Annotated in this window: 16 protein-coding genes; 6 read left to right on the forward strand and 10 right to left on the reverse strand. The window is 62.0% G+C overall.

Annotated features, from left to right (window positions below):
- Positions 1–307: 307 nt before the first annotated feature.
- The 3 genes from P1U55_RS05315 (at position 308) to P1U55_RS05325 (ending at position 5082) form a co-directional block, all read left to right on the forward strand.
- Positions 308–3415, forward strand: coding sequence for a methyl-accepting chemotaxis protein (locus tag P1U55_RS05315; protein ID WP_301046487.1), 3108 nt, complete (start codon positions 308–310; stop codon positions 3413–3415).
- Positions 3416–3514: 99 nt separating this feature from the next.
- Positions 3515–4561 (forward strand): chemotaxis-specific protein-glutamate methyltransferase CheB, encoded by a 1047-nt coding sequence (gene cheB / locus P1U55_RS05320; protein ID WP_301046488.1) that lies wholly within the window; start codon positions 3515–3517, stop codon positions 4559–4561.
- On the forward strand, positions 4558–5082 hold the full coding sequence (locus P1U55_RS05325) for a chemotaxis protein CheD (RefSeq protein ID WP_301046489.1): 525 nt from the start codon (positions 4558–4560) through the stop codon (positions 5080–5082). Before cheB ends, P1U55_RS05325 begins: the two co-directional genes overlap by 4 nt.
- 137 nt (positions 5083–5219) lie before the next feature.
- Here P1U55_RS05325 and P1U55_RS05330 read toward each other — a convergent pair whose 3' ends face one another.
- The 10 genes from P1U55_RS05330 to P1U55_RS05375 form a co-directional block, all read right to left on the reverse strand.
- The gene (locus P1U55_RS05330) at positions 5220–5606 is read right to left on the reverse strand and encodes a hypothetical protein (RefSeq protein ID WP_301046490.1); all 387 of its coding nucleotides are present in this window, start codon (positions 5604–5606) and stop codon (positions 5220–5222) included.
- Entirely contained in the window at positions 5603–5989 is a 387-nt protein-coding gene (locus P1U55_RS05335) for a response regulator (protein WP_301046491.1), read from the reverse strand. The genes P1U55_RS05330 and P1U55_RS05335 overlap by 4 nt, the downstream gene beginning before the upstream one ends.
- 4 nt (positions 5990–5993) lie before the next feature.
- Entirely contained in the window at positions 5994–6923 is a 930-nt protein-coding gene (locus tag P1U55_RS05340; protein ID WP_301046492.1) for a protein-glutamate O-methyltransferase CheR, read from the reverse strand.
- Positions 6920–7396 (reverse strand): chemotaxis protein CheW, encoded by a 477-nt coding sequence (locus P1U55_RS05345; protein ID WP_301046493.1) that lies wholly within the window; start codon positions 7394–7396, stop codon positions 6920–6922. Before P1U55_RS05345 ends, P1U55_RS05340 begins: the two co-directional genes overlap by 4 nt.
- Before the next feature lie 4 nt (positions 7397–7400).
- Complete coding sequence (locus tag P1U55_RS05350; RefSeq protein ID WP_301046494.1) at positions 7401–9611, reverse strand: chemotaxis protein CheA; 2211 nt, start codon at positions 9609–9611, stop codon at positions 7401–7403.
- Positions 9611–9994, reverse strand: coding sequence for a response regulator (locus P1U55_RS05355; protein ID WP_301046495.1), 384 nt, complete (start codon positions 9992–9994; stop codon positions 9611–9613). The genes P1U55_RS05350 and P1U55_RS05355 overlap by 1 nt, the downstream gene beginning before the upstream one ends.
- Positions 9991–10281 carry an STAS domain-containing protein gene (locus P1U55_RS05360; RefSeq protein ID WP_301046496.1) on the reverse strand — a complete coding sequence of 97 codons (291 nt, stop codon included), beginning with the start codon at positions 10279–10281 and terminating at the stop codon, positions 9991–9993. The genes P1U55_RS05355 and P1U55_RS05360 overlap by 4 nt, the downstream gene beginning before the upstream one ends.
- Before the next feature lie 206 nt (positions 10282–10487).
- Complete coding sequence (locus P1U55_RS05365) at positions 10488–11459, reverse strand: ROK family protein (protein ID WP_301046497.1); 972 nt, start codon at positions 11457–11459, stop codon at positions 10488–10490.
- The gene (locus P1U55_RS05370; protein ID WP_301046498.1) at positions 11456–12778 is read right to left on the reverse strand and encodes a GH1 family beta-glucosidase; all 1323 of its coding nucleotides are present in this window, start codon (positions 12776–12778) and stop codon (positions 11456–11458) included. Before P1U55_RS05370 ends, P1U55_RS05365 begins: the two co-directional genes overlap by 4 nt.
- Positions 12779–12787: 9 nt before the next feature.
- On the reverse strand, positions 12788–13822 hold the full coding sequence (locus P1U55_RS05375) for a substrate-binding domain-containing protein (RefSeq protein WP_301046499.1): 1035 nt from the start codon (positions 13820–13822) through the stop codon (positions 12788–12790).
- Between the two features lie 286 nt (positions 13823–14108).
- Here P1U55_RS05375 and P1U55_RS05380 point away from each other — a divergent pair, with 286 nt between their 5' ends.
- The 3 genes from P1U55_RS05380 to P1U55_RS05390 all read left to right on the forward strand — a co-directional run bounded on the left by P1U55_RS05380 (position 14109) and on the right by P1U55_RS05390 (position 17672).
- Entirely contained in the window at positions 14109–15377 is a 1269-nt protein-coding gene (locus P1U55_RS05380; RefSeq protein ID WP_301046500.1) for an ABC transporter substrate-binding protein, read from the forward strand.
- 108 nt (positions 15378–15485) lie between these two features.
- The gene (locus tag P1U55_RS05385; protein WP_301046557.1) at positions 15486–16490 is read left to right on the forward strand and encodes a carbohydrate ABC transporter permease; all 1005 of its coding nucleotides are present in this window, start codon (positions 15486–15488) and stop codon (positions 16488–16490) included.
- Between the two features lie 27 nt (positions 16491–16517).
- A complete protein-coding gene (locus tag P1U55_RS05390; protein ID WP_301046501.1) occupies positions 16518–17672 on the forward strand; it encodes a carbohydrate ABC transporter permease in 1155 nt (384 codons plus the stop codon).

Below are 17672 nucleotides of genomic sequence, written 5' to 3' on the forward strand. Positions count from 1 at the left end.
CACCTGCGGCAGGTTTTTGCTGCACCTGCATTGCAAACTCGGCCAAGAGGACGTTGAACCGCGCAGGATCTTCCCACGAAGGCGCCAGGCTGGTGCCTCAAAGTCATGCTCGTCGGGACGGGCGAAGGAGAGATGATTTTACGAGGAGACGTGAGCGAAGAGCAGTATCGGGCGGAGGGGTTTTTCGGAAGGTTCGGGATTTTTTGCTGCGGTTAAGCCAATTTTAGGCCGTTTAGGGCACACCCCTTAGGTGCGTTTGTTGCGGCCCTTCCGTGGTCCGTGGCCCCCCTGTGCTGGAGATATCCCTGTGACGTTGCTGCGAAACATGCCGCTGAGCCGCAAGCTCCCCTTGATGATCATCACCCTTTTGGCGCTGGCTTGTCTGTCGCTCACCGCGTTCTTTGTTTGGCAAAGCCGTCAAGCCGAATTGCAGGTGGCCGAGGCCACGCTGGGGCGGATCGTGACAGAGGATTCGGCGGCGCTGCAAAGCTGGGTCAATACCATCCGAAACGATCTGGAGGGGAACGCGCAGGAAACGCAAGTCACGCAGGCGCTGCAACGGTTTGATCATGCCTTTGAATCGGTTGGTGACACCCCGACCGAGACGCTGCAGCAGGCTTATATCGTCGATAATCCGCACCCGACGGGCCAAAAGCATTTGCTGGATTATGCTGATGACCGCAGTCCCTACAGCATTACACATAGGCGCTACCATCCGTTGTTTCGCACGTTGCGTCAGGTGCGCGGCTATCACGATATTTTCCTGTTCGATACCGATGGGAACCTTGTTTACAGCGTGTTCAAACAGGCGGATTTTGCCACCAATTTTAACGCCGGGCCGTTTGCTGACAGTGGGTTGGGCGACGCCTATCGCAGCGCGATGGAACGTGCGGGCAGCGCACAGCCGGTGGCCTTTGTGGATTTCGCGCCCTACCACCCGTCGGGTGGGGCTTTTGCGGGCTTTGCGGCGATTGCGCTGAGGGGGCAGGCGGGCGAGACACTGGGCGTGATGGTGATGCAAGTTCCTACCGATCAGATCACGCCCTTGCTGCGCCATAGCGGATCTGAGCTGAAAAAGGTGAATGTGAGCCTGATTGGCGGCGATCATCTGCCGCGCGACCGCGCGTTTGATGAAGGCACCGCACTGGTCAAAAGTCCGGCAATTGAAGCGGCGCTGGCGGGGCAAAGTGGCGAGGTCAAGGGCCTGTTGATGACCGGAGAACAGGGTGTGGGCCTCTACGCCCCGGTTGAACTGGCCGGATTTCGGTGGGCCGTGGTGGCCGAGCAGAGCTATGGCGCGATTTTTGCGCGCTCAAACCGCTTGTTGCAACATATCGCAATCGGTTGCGCCGCCTTGATGCTCGTGGGTGTGGCGGCGGCGCTGTGGATGTCGCGCGGGATCACGCTTCCAGTGAATCGGGTGCATAGTGGCTTGGAGCGGCTTGCCCAGGGCCAATATGACAGCCCTATGGGGGCAGGCGGGCGCCAGGATGAGATTGGCCAGATGGCTGAAAGCGCCGAATCCCTGCGGCACAAGCTCGTCGAAGCGCGGGCCGCAGAGCTTGACAATACGTTCCGTGGAGCGGGCTTTCAGGCGGGCTCGTCTCCGATGATGCTGCTCGATGGCGACTTGACGGTGACCTATGCCAACGAGGCGATGTTCGACTTTTTTGAAAGCAACGCCGCGATGCTGGCCAAGGCCGGAAAAGCGGCTGGGCGCGATGCCATGGTGGGCCGCCCCCTTGGTGAGTTGATGCCGAACGCCAGCCAGGTGAAAGCGGCGCTCGCTAGACCGGAGGAACTGCCGACAACGGTGTTTTTCCGTATCGAAGACACGCGATTTGCACTCAAGATCGCGCCGGTTCGCGATGAGCGCGGCGAGGTGATCGGCACGGTGGCCGAATGGGCGAACGCGACGCAGGACTTTCTTGACCGGGCGTTGATGAACTCGATCGACCGCTTCCTTGCCACCATTCGGATGGATCGGGCGGGGCGCGTTCTTTCCGTGAACGATACTATGGCGAAGGTGCTTGGACGACAGTCAGACTCGCTGAGAGGTGAGCAGGCGCTTGACGTGTTCGACTTTGACGCAACACTTGCCTCCGAGCGCGGCGCGCTGCTCGACCGGCTGGACAAGGGCGAAGACGTTTTTGGCCTGTTCAAGCTTTGCGGCGCGGACGGCAAGCGCTATTGGCTGCAAGGGGGATTCAGCCCGGTACTCGATACCGATGGCAAGCCTGCGATGTTCCTGTTCGTGGGCTCCGATATCACGGTGGACCGTGAAAAACTGCTGGCCACCGAAGAGGAACAGGCCCGCAAGACGGTGGCGCAGGAGCTGGTCGTTGACAGGCTGCGCAGCGGCTTGAAAGCGCTGGCCGAAGGCGATTTGACTCTGACGCTCGATGAGAGCTTTGCGCCGGAATATGAAGAGTTGCGCCATAATTATAACGATGCTGCTACCGGCCTGCGCCAAGCCATGGCGCTGGTGCTCGACAATAGCGGCACGATTCACCGTGAGGTTCGGGGCATTGTAAACTCTGCGGATGATCTATCGAGGCGCACCGAGAAACAGGCGACCACGCTGGAAGAAACGGCAGCCGCGCTTGATCAACTCACCTCATCGGTGCGCTCTGCTGCTGAGGGCGCGACGCAGGCCAACCAGATGGCCAATGATGCGCGCGGCAATGCCGAAAAGGGCGGCGATGTTGTGAGTGAAGCGGTGTCGGCGATGAGCGAAATTGCCGAGAGTTCGGAGAAAATTACCAAGATCATCAATGTGATCGATGATATTGCTTTCCAGACCAACCTGCTTGCGCTCAATGCAGGGGTTGAGGCCGCGCGGGCGGGTGAGGCGGGCCGCGGCTTTGCCGTGGTGGCCTCGGAAGTTAGAGCGCTGGCGCAGCGCAGCTCGGAAGCGGCGCGCGAGATTAATGCGCTGATTTCGGCCTCGGGTGATAGCGTGCGGCGCGGTGTGGATCTGGTGGGCGAAACTGGTAACGCGCTGCGCGGCATCGTCGCGAGCGTCAAGCGGGTTGCCAGCAATGTGGGCGAAATTGCCGCTTCTGCCCAGGAACAATCGGCAGGGTTGGGAGAGATCAATTCGGCGATGAATCAGCTTGATCAGGTGACCCAGCAAAATGCCGCAATGTTTGAAGAGACCAACGCCGCCAGCCAGGCGCTATCGGATGAGGCGGATGGGTTGCGGGAAACCATGGCGCAATTCCGGCTTGGCGATGTAAGCGAAATGTCGACACCGCCAGAGCCGACCTTGCGCCGGCAGGAGGCTTCGGTGGGAACGGACGCCCCTGCGTCAATCCCGCCGCCACCAACTTTCCAAAGCGCCCGGCGACCGGTGCCGGCAGGTAGCGCGGCGCTGGCCCCTGAGCCAGAAACCGACAGATGGGAGGAGTTCTAGGGCAATGCTAGGCCAGAACGGTCGTTTTAGCCCGAAATGACAAAAGCAGAGATCCCGCCGCGATCCCTTAAGGTCGAGTCCACAGGAATAGCCCCGCCGATGGAACCCAGAAAACGTGTTGTGATCGTGGATGATAGCGCTAGCCTCAGGGCTCTGCTGCGCCAACTCCTTGAACGAGATGGAAGATTTGTGGTGACCGGCGAGGCGGGCGATCCCTATGAGGCGCGCGAGGTGATCCGCCGTGCGCCGCCTGATGTGGTGACGCTGGATGTCGAGATGCCGCGAATGGACGGGCTATGCTTTCTGGAAAAGATTGTGACGCTGAAGCCTTTGCCGGTGGTCATGCTGTCTTCCACCACGGGCCGTGGCTCTGCGATGGCGATTGAGGCGCTCGCCATGGGCGCGGTCGATGCGGTCGGCAAGGATCGGCTGGCCGAGCCCGGCGCGGTGCAAAACCTTTGTGACCGGATCCACGATGCCGCCCAGGCAAGGGTTGTCAAAAGGATAACGCGCGCGCCATGGGTGGACCACGCGCAGTTTCGTTGGAACGGAAGGATCATCATGATCGGCTCTTCCACCGGGGGCGTGGAGGCGCTTGAGCGGGTGCTCGGCGGGATGCCCTCGAACGCTCCGCCCGTGGTGGTGGTGCAGCATATGCCGCAGCATTTCATGGAAAGCCTGACGCGCCGTTTGGCAGGACGACTTACGCCGCGCGTTGTGTTGGCGCGCAATGGGCTGGAACTGGAACAGGGGATGATCGCCTTTGCCCCTGGCGGACCGCACCATCTGGCGTTGCGCCCTGGTCGCTGCCCGCAAGCTCTGCCTTGCACGGTTTTGGAGGAAGGATCGCTGGTGAATGGTCATCAGCCCTCGGTCGATCATTTGTTTTATTCGGCGCAGGCTTTTGCGAAGCGCGTTGTCGCGGTGCTGCTCACCGGGATGGGCCGGGACGGCGCCGAGGGGATGCTGGCGCTGCGTAGGGCCGGGGCGAGCAGCCTTGCTCAGGATGAACACTCCAGCACCGTTTGGGGCATGCCCCGTGTGGCTTGGGAAATTGGTGCGGCCGAGGCGCAAGTTTCGCTTGACCACATGGCGGCGGCCCTGCTGGACCTGTGCGGCCAGACAGAACGGGTGGCCCAGTTATGAGCGATCTTCGGCGCAATGCGATTCATGTGGCGCAAGGGGAGCATCGGGTGAGCTGCGATAGCGAGGTGATGCTGACGACGATCCTTGGCAGCTGTGTGTCGGTTTGCATGTGGGAACCGCAGGCGCGGCTGGGGGGAATGAATCACATTTTGCTTCCCGGCGGTGATGGCACCGATCTTTACAAGACGGCGGTTGGTGCCAATGCGATGGAATTGTTGATCAATGGCATGTTGAAAGCCGGGGCCGAGCGCAGTCGATTGGAGGCGAAGGTTTTTGGCGGGGCGCGCATGATCCGGGCCACCAGTGATATCGGCGCGCGCAACGGAACGTTTGTGCTGGAGTTTTTGCGGCGCGAGGGCATTTTGCTGACTGGAGAAAGCCTTGGCGGGACGCAAGGGCGGAGGGTGCAGTATTGGCCTGAGAGCGGACGGGCGCGCCAACTGCTGATCGCCAAATATGAAGAGGCGAATGTGCCTCTGCCGACGCAAGCGGAGACTGGCAGCGACTTGGAATTGTTTTGAGAGGGTGAAAAGGCACTCCGCGATGCGGTGCAGGAAAAAGCCGCCATGTTGTCGATTGCACCGGTTGACGGCGGCCCTGAGGGGTAACAAAGCTAAATGGGGAGATTGAAATGGCAATCTTCGCGCGCGAGAACGCCTTAGAACAGGTGAATATCACCGGGCGGCTGTTCTTGCTCCAAGGCCGTTTCTCCGCCGGACAAGAGCGCGATACGGCAGCTTTCAAGCCGTAGGAGTCCGGCCAAGGTGGCGACGCAGATACGTTCGTCGGCACCGGAACTTTCGGCAGCAAGGTGAGCGGCTGCGCGCAGGTCATCCAACGTTTGGTGAATGAGATCAAGACCTTGCAACTCCCTCAACTGGGCGTCGCTGGGATGCCCAGCACCGTCCAGAAAGCGCGACAAGTCTTGCTGCATCTGCGCCGTGCGTCCGGCCAGCCCATCGAGGGTGGTGGCCAACCGCGCCATTAACTCTGCCATTGGCAGTTCGGCAGCATCGGCAGGCGCTGGGCGGGAAGGCGGGTTCACAGCCGACCCACCACGGCTTCCATGCAGTTCTGCAAGTCTTTGGGTTGAAACGGCTTCTTGATGAAGTTGTTCATACCAAGGGCGCGGCCAGTATCGATGATCTGCTTGTCTGCTTTGCCGGTGATCAGGATGAAACCGATGGCCTTGAGCCGTGCGTGGGTGCGCAGCGCCTTGAGCAGCTGCAGGCCGTCCATCCCAGGCATGTTATAGTCGGAGATCACAAGATGGGCCGGCTTTTTTTCCAGTTCGGCCATGGCGGCATTTCCGTCAGTCGTGTAGCGCACATTGGTCACGCCCATCGCATCGAGGGCTTGCAGGATGAGACCACGGCTTGTGGACATGTCATCGACAACCATGACGTGGAGCTTTTCGCGAAGGGACATCAGGCTACTCCTGCTGTGGCCCGGATTTTCCAGGCTCTGTGTTGGGCAGATAGGTGAAGGTCGTTTGGCCGACCTGCTGGAAATCGCGGGTTGAGGCAGGATCAATCCGTTCGGAGTGACCGAGGTAAAGCGCGGCGCCGGGCGAGCAGACGCCAGCGAAGCGATCAATCAGCTTTTTCTGGGTGCCCTGATCGAAATAGATCATCACGTTGCGGCAAAAGATGGCGTCGAAACGACCGGTCATGGGCCAGTTTGACATCAGGTTGAGCCGGTTGAACGCGATCAGGGATTTGAGCTCTGGCGCGGCTTCGATTTCGTGCTCACCAACCGCAGGGTTGAAGAACCGCTTGCGTCTGGCGGGGGCGATTTGCTCGGCGAGATCGGCGGGATAGATACCAGCGCGGGCGGCGGTTAGGATTTGACGATCGACGTCGGTGGCCAAGATGCGCAGATCATACCTGGAGGCTTCGGGGAATTGCTCCAATATGACCATGGCGAGGGAATATGCCTCCTGCCCCGATGAGCAGGCCGCTGACCAGAGGCGGACGCGCCCGCCCGCGCGTGCGCGGCGTTCCAGGGTGGGCAGAATCTGGTTTGCGAAATGCTCGAAATGGTGGTTCTCGCGGAAAAAACTGGTGACATTGGTGGTGAGCGCCGAGATCAGGTTTTCACGCTCTTGCGTGCCGTTTGGCCCTTCGATCAGCGCAACATATGTGGCGGCATCGGGCAAGCCGAGCGCGCGCAGGCGCTTGCCGATCCGCGAGAAAACCACGGCGGCCTTTTCGGGCAGGATGCTGAGGGCCGCCTCTGTGTGCGCGATGCGGGCAATCGCATCGAACTGGGCGCGTTGGTCTGCCGACAAGGGGGGTGTTGCGGCGGGTGGCGGCGAGGTGGGACGCGCATCCGGGTAGGGGATGGGGGCGGCGTGGCTCATGCGGCTTCGCTATCCGGTTGCGGCAGGACGGCGGCGAGATCAAGCACGCGCAACATGCGGTCTTCGTAGATGGTGAGCGCGCGCACGCATTTCAGCGAACCATCGGAGGACATATCGGGCGGGGCCTGAAGCTCGCTGTCGGAGACGGTGAAGATATCGGAGACGGCATCGACCAGCAGGCCAACGGTGTTGTCGCCGGATTGAACCACGACGATGACGTTGCGGTCGGTCTTTTCGCCCGCCGGAATGGCCAGCCGTTTGGCGAGGTCGATGATGGGCAGGACCGTGCCGCGCAGGTTGATGACCCCGCGCACGTAGGGCGGCGCGTGAGGCAGGGGGGTGGCCTCTGTCCAGCTGCGGATTTCGCGCACCGAGATAATGTCGATCGAGTATTCCTGGAGGCCGACATGGAAGCTGAGAAGCTCTTGGCGGGAAGGGTCCTGTTCGGTATCTTCTATTGCGGGTATGTTCATGGTGTTATCCTGCAATGGCAAAGGGTTGTGCGGAGTGAGGGCCGCTGGAGCCAGCACTGGCGATCAGGTCGGTGGGATCGAGGATCAGGGCGATGCGACCGTTGCCCAGGATGGTCGCGGCGGCGATGCCGGCGACCCTTCCGTAGCTTTCCTGAAGGCCCTTGATCACGACCTGCCGCTGCTCGACGATCCGGTCAACCACCAGCGCGGTGCGGGAGTTGTCCTCGGACGTGATCAACAGCACCGAGCGCCCCTCGTAACCTTCAAGCGGGGTGCGGAAACCCAGCTCTACGGCGAGGTCGAGGATGGGCACAAATTCTTCGCGGATGCGCACGAGGGTGGTATCGGCGCCAAGCTGCTCTATATCGGCGGCGGTGAGGGTGAGGGTTTCGGCGATGGAGCCGAGGGGGACCACGAGAGTTTCACCACCGGTTTCCACGACCATGCCATCGAGCACCGCGAGGGTGAGGGGCAGGGAGATGGAGAATGTGGTGCCACTGCCCGGCTCGGAGGTGATGGTAACGCGCCCGCCAAGTGCCTGAATGGCAGAGCGCACGACATCCATGCCGACCCCGCGACCGGAAAGATCGGAGACCTCCGTGGCGGTAGAAAAACCGGGGAGAAACAGAAGGTTATCAATTTCCTGATCCTGCATCTGCACGCCGGGGGGGATGAGACCCTTATCCTCGGCGATTTGTTTGACGCGCTCGCGGTTGATGCCGGAGCCATCATCCTTGACCTCCAGCACGACGCGGCCCGATTTATGGGCAGCGGTGAGGGTGACGATGCCATCTGCGCTTTTGCCAGCGGCGAGGCGGCCATCGGTATTTTCCAGCCCGTGATCGACCGCGTTGCGCACCATATGGGTGAGGGGGTCGGCGAGGCGCTCCAGCACGGTTTTGTCGATCTCGGTTTGCTCGCCTTCGGTGACGAAGCGCACGGATTTTCCGACCATGGCGGAGCTTTCGCGGATGATGCGGCTCATCCGCTGGAACAGGGATTTCACCGGCTGGGCGCGAATCATCATCACGCTTTCCTGAATGTCGCGCGTGAGTTGGAGGAATTCCTCAAGCCCGGAGCCGACGGCGGAATTGGTGGGCACCCCGGCCTCGGTGATGCTTTGGGAGAGCATGGCCTGATTGATGACCAGCTCGCCAACGAGGTTCACCAACCGCTCGATGCGATCGAGATCGACGCGGACGGTGGCTTTGGCGCTGCCGGTGGATTTGTCTTTGGATTTGGCCGGAGCGGGGGGGCTGGAGGCCGAGGGCGGCGTGGCGGGGGCGGGTTCTGGCGTGGCGTCCTGGGGCGGGGTGTCATCATCGGGCCGGGGGCCGGGGATAACGATGTTCTCAAGGTCAATGCTCTCGAGATCAGGCAGGGCCGGGGCGCTGCCGGTGGCCTCGATGGAGAGTTCGCAGAGGCCATCGACGAACTCGAAAACCTCGGCGATTTCCTCTTTGCGGGCGGAGGTTTCGAGCGTGATGTGCCAGCCGACGACGCCCTGTTCGGGGACAAGGCCGGTAAGATCTGGCAGGTTGGAGAGATCGCAGGTGATGTGCGGTTCGCCAAAATCGCGCAGGGCGGCGAGCATGTGGCGGGGTTCGTTCCCTGAGGCGAAGAGTTCGGCGGCAGGGTGGAAGGCGATCTTGAAGCCCGCAGGGGCGGAAGAGGTGGGCGGAATGGCGGGGTCATCAAGGGGCGCGTCAAGGTCCATCAGGGCGAAGCCGCTGTGGTCATCGCCGTCGATGGGATCAAGCGAGAGGGACATTGGGGTGAAATCGGCGCCCTCCGCCTCTTCGGCCTCTTCCTCGGCCAGCCGTGCGCCGACCAGTGCCTCAAGATCAACGAGGATCAACTCGACGGTGGCGTCATCGAGGCTTTCATCATCGCGCGAGGCGCGGACCAGATCGAAGAGCACATCGGCCCCGCGGAAGAAGAGCGAGATGGTATCGCGGGTGGGCTCAAGGCGTCCGTTGCGGATTTCGTCCATCACCGTTTCGAAGCGGTGGGCGAAGCGCACGAGGGCCTCCAGCCCAAAGGCCCCGGCGCCGCCCTTGATAGAGTGGACGGCGCGGAAGCACACATTGATGGTTTCACTGTCGAAATCGCCATCATCCATGGCGGTGAGCCCGTCTTGCAGGCTTTCGAGCAGTTCCTCGCATTCGATAAAGAACGAGGCGCGGATTTCGGCCATCGGATCAATATCAGCCATCAGGCGGCTCCCTTTCCGGCGACCATGTTGAGGGCGCGGATCAGCTTGGAAGGATCGAATGGCTTAACAATCCAGCCGGTTGCACCGGCGGTGCGGGCGCGGCTTTTGAGTTCGTCGGCGCTTTCGGTGGAGAGCACGAGGATCGGGATTGCCTGATAGGTATCCTGCGCGCGCACGGCATCAATGAAGCCAAAACCATCCATGCGGGGCATGTTGATGTCGGTGATGATGGCATCGGGCTGTTCGCTCATGTCTTTGAGCGTTTCAAGCCCGTCGACCCCGTCTTCGGCGGTGGTGGCCTCAAACCCGGCCTGTGTGAGGGCGAGGCGGAGCATGTCGCGGATTGTGCGACTGTCGTCCACGGCGAGGATGGAGAGGCTCATAAGGCGGGCTCCTTGCTGCATAGATCGTCAGGGGTGAGCCCGAATATGGCGAGTTGGGCGGCGCACTCCTTGGAGAGGCCCTCCAGCGAGAGGGGGAGGCCGCTTTTGCGCCAGGTGGCGGCGGCAGAGAGCAAGACCTGCAGGCCGGGGGTGCCGATAGCCTCGCAGGCGGTGGCCTCCAGCGTGAGGGGCTTGCCGACATGCGCCTTGAGATCGGTGGCGAGCGGCCCGGCGGAGGGGAGATCAAGCCGAGCGGGCAGGGCGAGGCGGTGGTATGCATCGCTCATGGTGCGGCTCCCCAAAGGCGGGAGGTGATGGCTGTGAGCATGGGACGGCTCCTTCATCCAATCAGGGTCATCTTTGAGGGATGCCCCAGATGAATTAAGATTGGCTTACGGAAAGTAAGGAAATCGCCCGCAGCGCAAAACGAAGGGCCGGTCCACGGGAAAACGGCCCGCCAGGGCGGGGGGAGCAGCCAGCGCTGCCTGGGGGATCAGGTTAGAGTGTGGCTGTTGAGGTGGTGCGCCGAGCCGATCAGCGCGGCGTAATCATCCTGCACCAATGTCACCGAGAAATTGCCCATGAAGCCCGCAAAGCGGCCCTTGTCGCGGAAGGCGGTCGCGAAGGTGGGGGTGGTGAGCAGCGGGGCAAGGCCGAGCGCGACGCCGCCCACGAGGAAAATGCCGCCAAAGGGCAGGTGAATGAGGGCAAGATTGCCCGAAACGGTGCCAAGGATGCGCAAAAACACCTCGACGGCCTCAACCGCGCGGGGATCGGAGCCATCGCAGGCGGCGGCGATAATCTCGGCACCGCGCAGCTCGGCGCTGGCCTCGGACTCAGTCCCGCGCCATTGATAAACACGCTCCAGCCCGCGCCCGGAGAGCACGTCTTCAACTGCGGGGAAGCCATGGGCGGTTTCGACGTAGCGACACAGGCGCAGTTCTTCCTCGGTGCGGATGGGCATGTTGGCGTGGCCAGCTTCGGAGGCGGGCACATAGCGCCCGGAAGCAGTGGCCAGAACCGGCGCGGCATTGAAGCCGGTGCCGACATTGATCACCAGTTGCGCGGCGTTCGGCCCCGGTGTGGCGCTGGAGGTGACAACCGGGGTAAGCGAGGAGGGTTCAAGGTGGCCAAGGGCGTGGCCCTGCGCCTGAAGATCGTTCAGCACGGCGACATTTTCGACCGGGGCGCCGGTGGCGCGGGAGATGGTTTCGCGGTCGAGCTGCCAATCGAGGTTGGTCATGGAGGCCGCGCCATCGCGCACCGGCCCGGCCACCGCCACACAGGCGCGCTGCACATTGGCGCCGCCGGTTTGGCGCAGATACTCGGCGATCACGCTTTCAAAGCCCGGAAACTTCGCGTTGGCGTAGCGATGGATGGTGGAGTGATCAATCTCGGGGCCGTGGGCGAGGGCGACGCGGGTGTTGGTGCCGCCGATATCGGCGATGAGGGCGGTGTGGGTCATGTGCGCTCCGAAAGGGCTGCCTTGAGCGCGTCATACGAGGCCTTGGGGGTGCGTTGCAAGCTGGCGAAGTCGGTGTGGACGAGGCCGAAGCGGGGGGCATAGCCGAAGGCCCATTCAAAATTATCAAGCAGGGACCACACATAATAGCCCTTGCAAGGCACGCCCGCCGCGAGGGCGCGCTGCACCGCATCGAGGTGGCTGTTGAGGTAGGCGATGCGCTCAACGTCGGCACGACCGGGGGTATCATCCCAAGCCATGCCGTTTTCGGTGACGTAAAGTGGCAGATCGCCGGTGTATGTAGCGGCGGTGTTTTTGAGGAAGTGCTCAAGCCCGTCGGGGTAAATCTCCCACCCCAGTTGGGTTTTGTCGAGCGGGCCTTCGACCTCGCGCAGCGAGGGCCATGCGCCGGGATCGGGGGCAATCAGCTTTCGGGTGTAGTAATTGAGGCCGCACCAATCGAGAGGCTGGGCGATGATGCCAAAATCATCCTCCCATCCGGCGGGCATGTGGGGGGCGAGGCCGGTGAGCACGTCTTCGGGGTATTCCTGCTTGAACAGGCCAGAGAGGAACCAGCGGTTATAGAGGCCATCATAAAGCGACGCGGCTTGCGCGGCCTCGGGGGTGTCATCGACCGGCTCGGCATATTCGAGGTTGCAGACCGCGCCGAGGTTATCCATGCCGAGCGAGCGCATTGCCTCGATGGCGTGGCCATGCGCCAGAAGGACATGGTGCATGGCGCGGGCGGTGGCGCGGATATCCCGCACGCCGGGGGCGTGCTGGCCAAGGAAATGCGACAGCCAGCTGACGCACCATGGCTCATTGATCGGCGCGGCCGACCAGATGCGGTCCCCGAGGGTGGACATGATGGTATAGGTGTAATCGGCAAACCACTTGGCCACATCGCGGTTGCGCCAGCCGCCAAGATCAAGCAGGGCGGAGGGCATTTCCCAGTGGTAGAGCGTGGCGGCGGGCTTGATGCCGCGCTCCAGCATCCCATCGACCAGCCGGTCATAGAAATCGACCCCTTCGGCATTTACCGGGCCAAAGCCATCGGGCAGAACGCGCGCCCATGAGATAGAGAAGCGATAGGAGTCAAAGCCCGCATCGGCAATGAGATCAAGGTCTTGCGGCCATTTGTGATAGTGATCGCAGGCCAGAGCGCCATTTTCAGCGCCGGCCACATTGCCGGGGGTGGCGGCGAAATCATCCCATTGGGTGCGCCCGGCGCCGCCCGTGGCGTGGCCTTCGATCTGATAGGCGGAGGTGGCGGTGCCAAAGAGGAACCCCTCGGGAAAATCGGCGCGGCTGTGGTGGAGCATGTGCGGATCCTAGCGTGTGGGGGCGGGGCCGGTGGACCGTCCGATGATGAGATCTGCCTCCAGCAGATGCTGGTTGGGGCCGATTGTTGGGTCTGTGATCATGGCCAGAAGCACCTCGGCGACCTTGGTGCCTGCGAGGCGCACAGAGCTGCGCGTGGCGGTAAAGAGGGGCACTTCGGCGCCGTTCTTGAAGTAACTGAGATCATCGTCATGGGTGATGATTGAGACATCGCGGCCCATTTCCAGCCCGGCGTCTTCCACCGCGCGGCGGATGCCGATGGCGGTGATGAGCGAAGAGGCGATGAAGGCGCTGGGCGGGTTGGGCAGGGCGAGCATGGTGCGGGTGGCGAGGTGGCCGTAGCTTTCGGTCATTTCGTCGGTGCGCATCAGGGCGGGATCGGCGGTGAGGCCGCGCTCGGCCAGCACGCTCAGGTAGCCTTCGCGGCGGCGCTGGGCAAAATCCATCCGCTCAAGACCATTCAGCAGGGCGATGCGGGTATGCCCCAAGTCGGCCAGGAAGGCGGTGGCGCGCTCAAACGCGCGGCGGTTGTTCACATCAATCCAGCTATAACTTGCCTCGTCCTCGATGCCGGGCACCCGGCCATGGACCACGAAGGGCAGGCCAACCTCGCGCAGGAGGGCAATGCGGGGATCATCGGTGCGCGGGCCGTGGATGACGATGCCGTCCACCGAGTGGCGGTGGGCCATGGTGCGATAGGCAATGTCTTCGTCACTATCGGGCACGACCGAGAGCATCATATCGTATCCGGCCTGCGCATAGGCCTCGCCGGCCCCTGCGATGAAATCCCCGAACACCGGGTTCATCATCTCGTGGTTGGTGGAGATCGGGATCACATGCCCGATCGCCATCGAACGCCCGGTAGCGAGGCTGCGGGCGCGGGTGTTGGGGCGGTAATTGTGCTGCGCCGCAGCGTCAAGCACGCGCTTTCGGGTGGCTTCGGCAACCTCGGGATAGCCGTTCAGCGCCCGGCTGACCGTGGTTTGCGATAGCCCCAGATTCGCCGAGAGTTGCTTGAGATTCATGGGGCAGCTGCCTTTCAAAGCGCTTTCAAACTGCGGTCAATTTAGCGGGCGTGCGAGGGCGCGTCAAAGGGGCAGCGCAGAATCAACTTTGCTGCACCTGCGAGATAACCCTTGCGGTGAAGGGGTTTTCCACCGTGCCGGTTGACCTTTTGGCTGAGGTGCGCGTAGGCTTTGGTATCCAAAGCGGTTTGGTGCTGCGAGTCGTGAACGGCCTGCCACAACCGACGCCAGACCTGGACCTTGGCGGGATGCCGCTTAGGTCTGATACAACTGGGAGGAGAATGCCATGAAGCTTCACATCAAATCAACCTGCGCCGTTCTGGCACTGCTGGGCGCCCCGGCGATGGCCGAGCGGGTTACGGTGGCGGGGCCGTGGATTGGGGTGGATGAGGAGCATGTGCAGGTGATGCTGGAGCTCTTTGCCGAGAAGACCGGCCATGATGTGCGCTACACCGGCTCTGACAGCTTTGAACAGCAGATCGTGATTGATGCCGAGGCGGGCTCGGCGCCCAATGTGGCGGTGTTTCCACAGCCCGGCCTTGCCGCCGTGATGGCCGAGCGCGGCTTTCTTACGCCATTGGCCGAGGGCACCGACGATTGGTTGAAAGAGAATTACGCCGCCGGGCAAAGCTGGGTTGATCTGGGCACCTATGCGGGGCCGGATGGCGGGGATGCGCTTTACGGGTTTTTCTACAAGGTCGATCTGAAGAGCCTTGTCTGGTACATCCCCGAGAACTTTGAAGATGCCGGGTATGAGGTGCCTGAAACGCTGGAAGAACTGAAGGCGCTCAGCGATCAGATCGTGGCCGATGGAGACACGCCCTGGTGCATTGGGCTTGGCTCTGGCGGGGCGACGGGCTGGCCCGCGACCGACTGGGTGGAAGACATGCTGCTGCGCACCCAGCCGCCTGAGGTCTATGACCAGTGGGTGAGCAACGAGATCCCCTTCACCGATCCCAGGGTGATTGGCGCGATTGAAGCCTTTGGTGAGTTTGCGCTGAACGATGCCTATGTGGCTGGCGGCTCGGACGCGGTGGCGACCATCGACTTCAGGGAAAGCCCCAAGGGTTTGTTTGAAGCCCCGCCGCAGTGCTACCTGCACAAACAGGCGAGCTTCATCCCCAGCTTCTTCCCCGAGGGGAGCGAAGTAGGCGAGGATGTGGACTTTTTCTACTTCCCGGCCAGTGGTGAGGGCGATCTGGGCCAGCCGGTGCTGGGTGCGGGCACGCTTTGGGCGATCACCAAGGACAGCCCCGGCGCGCATGATCTGATCGACTTTCTCAAGACCCCGGAAGCGCATGAAATCTGGATGGCCCGCAAGGGCTTTTTGACGCCGCACAAGGGGGTGAACCCCGATGCCTTTGGCGATCCGACCCTGCGCAAGATGAACGAAATCCTGCTTGGCGCGACGACCTTCCGGTTTGACGGCTCTGATCTGATGCCCGGCGCGGTGGGCGCAGGCTCGTTCTGGACGGGGATGGTGGATTATGTCGGTGGCAAGCCTGTCGCCGAGGTGGCTGCGCAAATCCAGCAAAGCTGGGACGCGGTGAAGTGATCTAACCTGCGTGGCCCGGTGCGAGGGCATCGGGCGGCGCTGTAGGGGGCAGCCCCTACCAAGCTGCGCCGCAAGGGCGCGGATATGGCAACCGGGGAGGGCCGCCAGATGCATCCGGCACTACAGGGGCTTTTGACCATCCTCATTGGGGTTGGGGGCTGCGTTGGATACTTTTACCTCTCCAATATCTTCCTCGACAAGGTGCTGTTTCCGGCGAGAGGCCCCCATACCGGGCGCAATATCAACCGCGCCAACCTGATCCGCCCCTGGCTGTTTCTGGCGCCTGCGCTGATGGCTCTTGGGTTATACCTTGCTTACCCGGTGGTCGAAACACTGCGGCTATCGCTGACGGATCGGGTGCCGGGGGGCGGCTATGAGTGGGCCGGGTTTCAGAATTACGTTCAAATGTGGAACGATCCGAAGTTTGGCGAGGCGCTGTTCAACAACATCCTTTGGCTGATCGTGGTGCCGGCGCTTTCAACCGCCTTTGGCCTGCTGGCCGCGCAACTGACGGACCGGATCAAATGGGGCAGCGTGGCCAAGTCGATCATCTTCATGCCGATGGCGATTTCATTCGTGGGCGCGGCGGTGATCTGGAAGCTGGTTTATGACTATCGCCCCGCGGGGCAAGACCAGATTGGCGTGCTCAACGCGATTGTGGTGGGGCTGGGCGGCGATCCCCATGCCTGGCTCACGGTGCCGTTCTGGAACAACTTCTTTTTGATGGCGGTGCTGATCTGGATTCAGACCGGCTTTGCCATGGTGATCCTGAGTGCGGCGCTGCGTGGCATCCCCGAAGAAACGGTGGAGGCCGCGATTGTGGACGGGGCAAACCCGTTTCAGATTTTCTTCAAGATCAAGGTGCCGCAGATCATGGGCACAATCGTGGTTGTCTGGACGACGATCACCATCGTGGTGCTGAAGATCTTCGACATCGTATTCGCCATGACCAACGGCCAGTGGGAAACGCAGGTTCTGGCGAATTACATGTATGACAAGCTGTTTCGCGCCAATGACTGGGGCGTTGGTTCGGCGGCGGCGATGGTGATCATGCTGCTGGTGACGCCGATCCTTGTGTGGAACGTTTACAACGCCCGCAAGGAGATGCGCTGATGGCCTGCGTCGTGGGGAGGGCAACCGATGGATAACATTGCAGGGCGCAAGAGCGGGCTGAACTGGGCGGTTCATATCTCGGTGGTGGCGCTGGTGCTGCTGTGGATTTTCCCGACGGTGGGGCTGTTTGTTAGCTCGTTTCGCACCGGCGATCAGATCAGTGCGTCGGGCTGGTGGAAGGCGCTGTTTCCAACCGAGGAGATCGTGCAATACCGCGCCGATGATCCCGATGAGGCGCGCCTGCCGGATGGGTCCGGCTATGTGGTGCGTGGCAACCTGTTTGGCCCCGAGGGCGGCGCCAATGAAGTGACGGCCTGGGGCACCTCCAGCCGGGATGTGGCGGCCTATGCGCCCGGCGATCTGGCCGATCTGGGCGATGGCGAGACAATGCGTGTAGAGGCCGATGGCAGCTATGAGTGGCGCGGCAATGAAGACCAGCTCAGCGGGCGCGGGCAGCGGGTGTTTTTAAGCACCACGGTGCCGCCGAGCTTTACGTTGGACAACTATGAGCGGGTGCTGCTTTCGGGGGACCGAACCGACAGTATGGCCAAGGCGTTTTTCAACACGCTCACCGTGACCATCCCGGCGACGATCATACCGATCCTTGTGGCGGCTTTTGCGGCCTATGCGCTGGCGTGGATGGATTTTCCGGGGCGCGCTTTGCTGATTGCGGCGATTGTGGCGCTGCTGGTGGTGCCGCTGCAACTGGCGTTGATCCCGCTGCTGAAGTTTCACAACGAAATCGGCATCGGCAAGGGCTACCTGGGGGTGTGGCTGGCGCATACCGGCTTTGGCCTGCCGCTGGCGATTTATCTGCTGCGCAACTACATGGTCGGCCTGCCGCGCGATATCATCGAGAACGCCAAGGTGGATGGGGCGACGGATTTTCAGATTTTCACCAAGATCGTGCTGCCGCTCAGCTTTCCGGCGCTGGCGAGCTTTGCGATTTTTCAATTCCTGTGGACATGGAATGACCTGCTGGTGGCGATGGTGTTCCTGATCGATTCCAGCGGCGAGACCACGGTGATGACCCGGCAGATCGTGGAGCTATTGGGCACGCGCGGCGGCAACTGGGAAATTCTGGCAACGGCGGCCTTTGTTTCCATCTCGGTGCCGCTGGCGGTGTTCTTCCTGATGCAACGATACCTGGTGCGCGGCCTGCTGGCCGGCTCCGTAAAATGA

The organism is Vannielia sp. (assembly GCF_029212645.1).
Lineage (GTDB): Bacteria > Pseudomonadota > Alphaproteobacteria > Rhodobacterales > Rhodobacteraceae > Vannielia.

Coding starts and splice junctions, on each gene's coding strand:
- cheB (WP_301046488.1), top strand. CDS start 3,515: ATGGAACCCAGAAAACGTGTTGTGATCGTGGATGATAGCGCTAGCCTC.
- P1U55_RS05325 (WP_301046489.1), top strand. CDS start 4,558: ATGAGCGATCTTCGGCGCAATGCGATTCATGTGGCGCAAGGGGAGCAT.
- P1U55_RS05335 (WP_301046491.1), bottom strand. CDS start 5,989: ATGTCCCTTCGCGAAAAGCTCCACGTCATGGTTGTCGATGACATGTCC.
- P1U55_RS05340 (WP_301046492.1), bottom strand. CDS start 6,923: ATGAGCCACGCCGCCCCCATCCCCTACCCGGATGCGCGTCCCACCTCG.
- P1U55_RS05345 (WP_301046493.1), bottom strand. CDS start 7,396: ATGAACATACCCGCAATAGAAGATACCGAACAGGACCCTTCCCGCCAA.
- P1U55_RS05350 (WP_301046494.1), bottom strand. CDS start 9,611: ATGGCTGATATTGATCCGATGGCCGAAATCCGCGCCTCGTTCTTTATC.
- P1U55_RS05355 (WP_301046495.1), bottom strand. CDS start 9,994: ATGAGCCTCTCCATCCTCGCCGTGGACGACAGTCGCACAATCCGCGAC.
- P1U55_RS05360 (WP_301046496.1), bottom strand. CDS start 10,281: ATGAGCGATGCATACCACCGCCTCGCCCTGCCCGCTCGGCTTGATCTC.
- P1U55_RS05365 (WP_301046497.1), bottom strand. CDS start 11,459: ATGACCCACACCGCCCTCATCGCCGATATCGGCGGCACCAACACCCGC.
- P1U55_RS05370 (WP_301046498.1), bottom strand. CDS start 12,778: ATGCTCCACCACAGCCGCGCCGATTTTCCCGAGGGGTTCCTCTTTGGC.
- P1U55_RS05375 (WP_301046499.1), bottom strand. CDS start 13,822: ATGAATCTCAAGCAACTCTCGGCGAATCTGGGGCTATCGCAAACCACG.
- P1U55_RS05380 (WP_301046500.1), top strand. CDS start 14,109: ATGAAGCTTCACATCAAATCAACCTGCGCCGTTCTGGCACTGCTGGGC.
- P1U55_RS05385 (WP_301046557.1), top strand. CDS start 15,486: ATGCATCCGGCACTACAGGGGCTTTTGACCATCCTCATTGGGGTTGGG.
- P1U55_RS05390 (WP_301046501.1), top strand. CDS start 16,518: ATGGATAACATTGCAGGGCGCAAGAGCGGGCTGAACTGGGCGGTTCAT.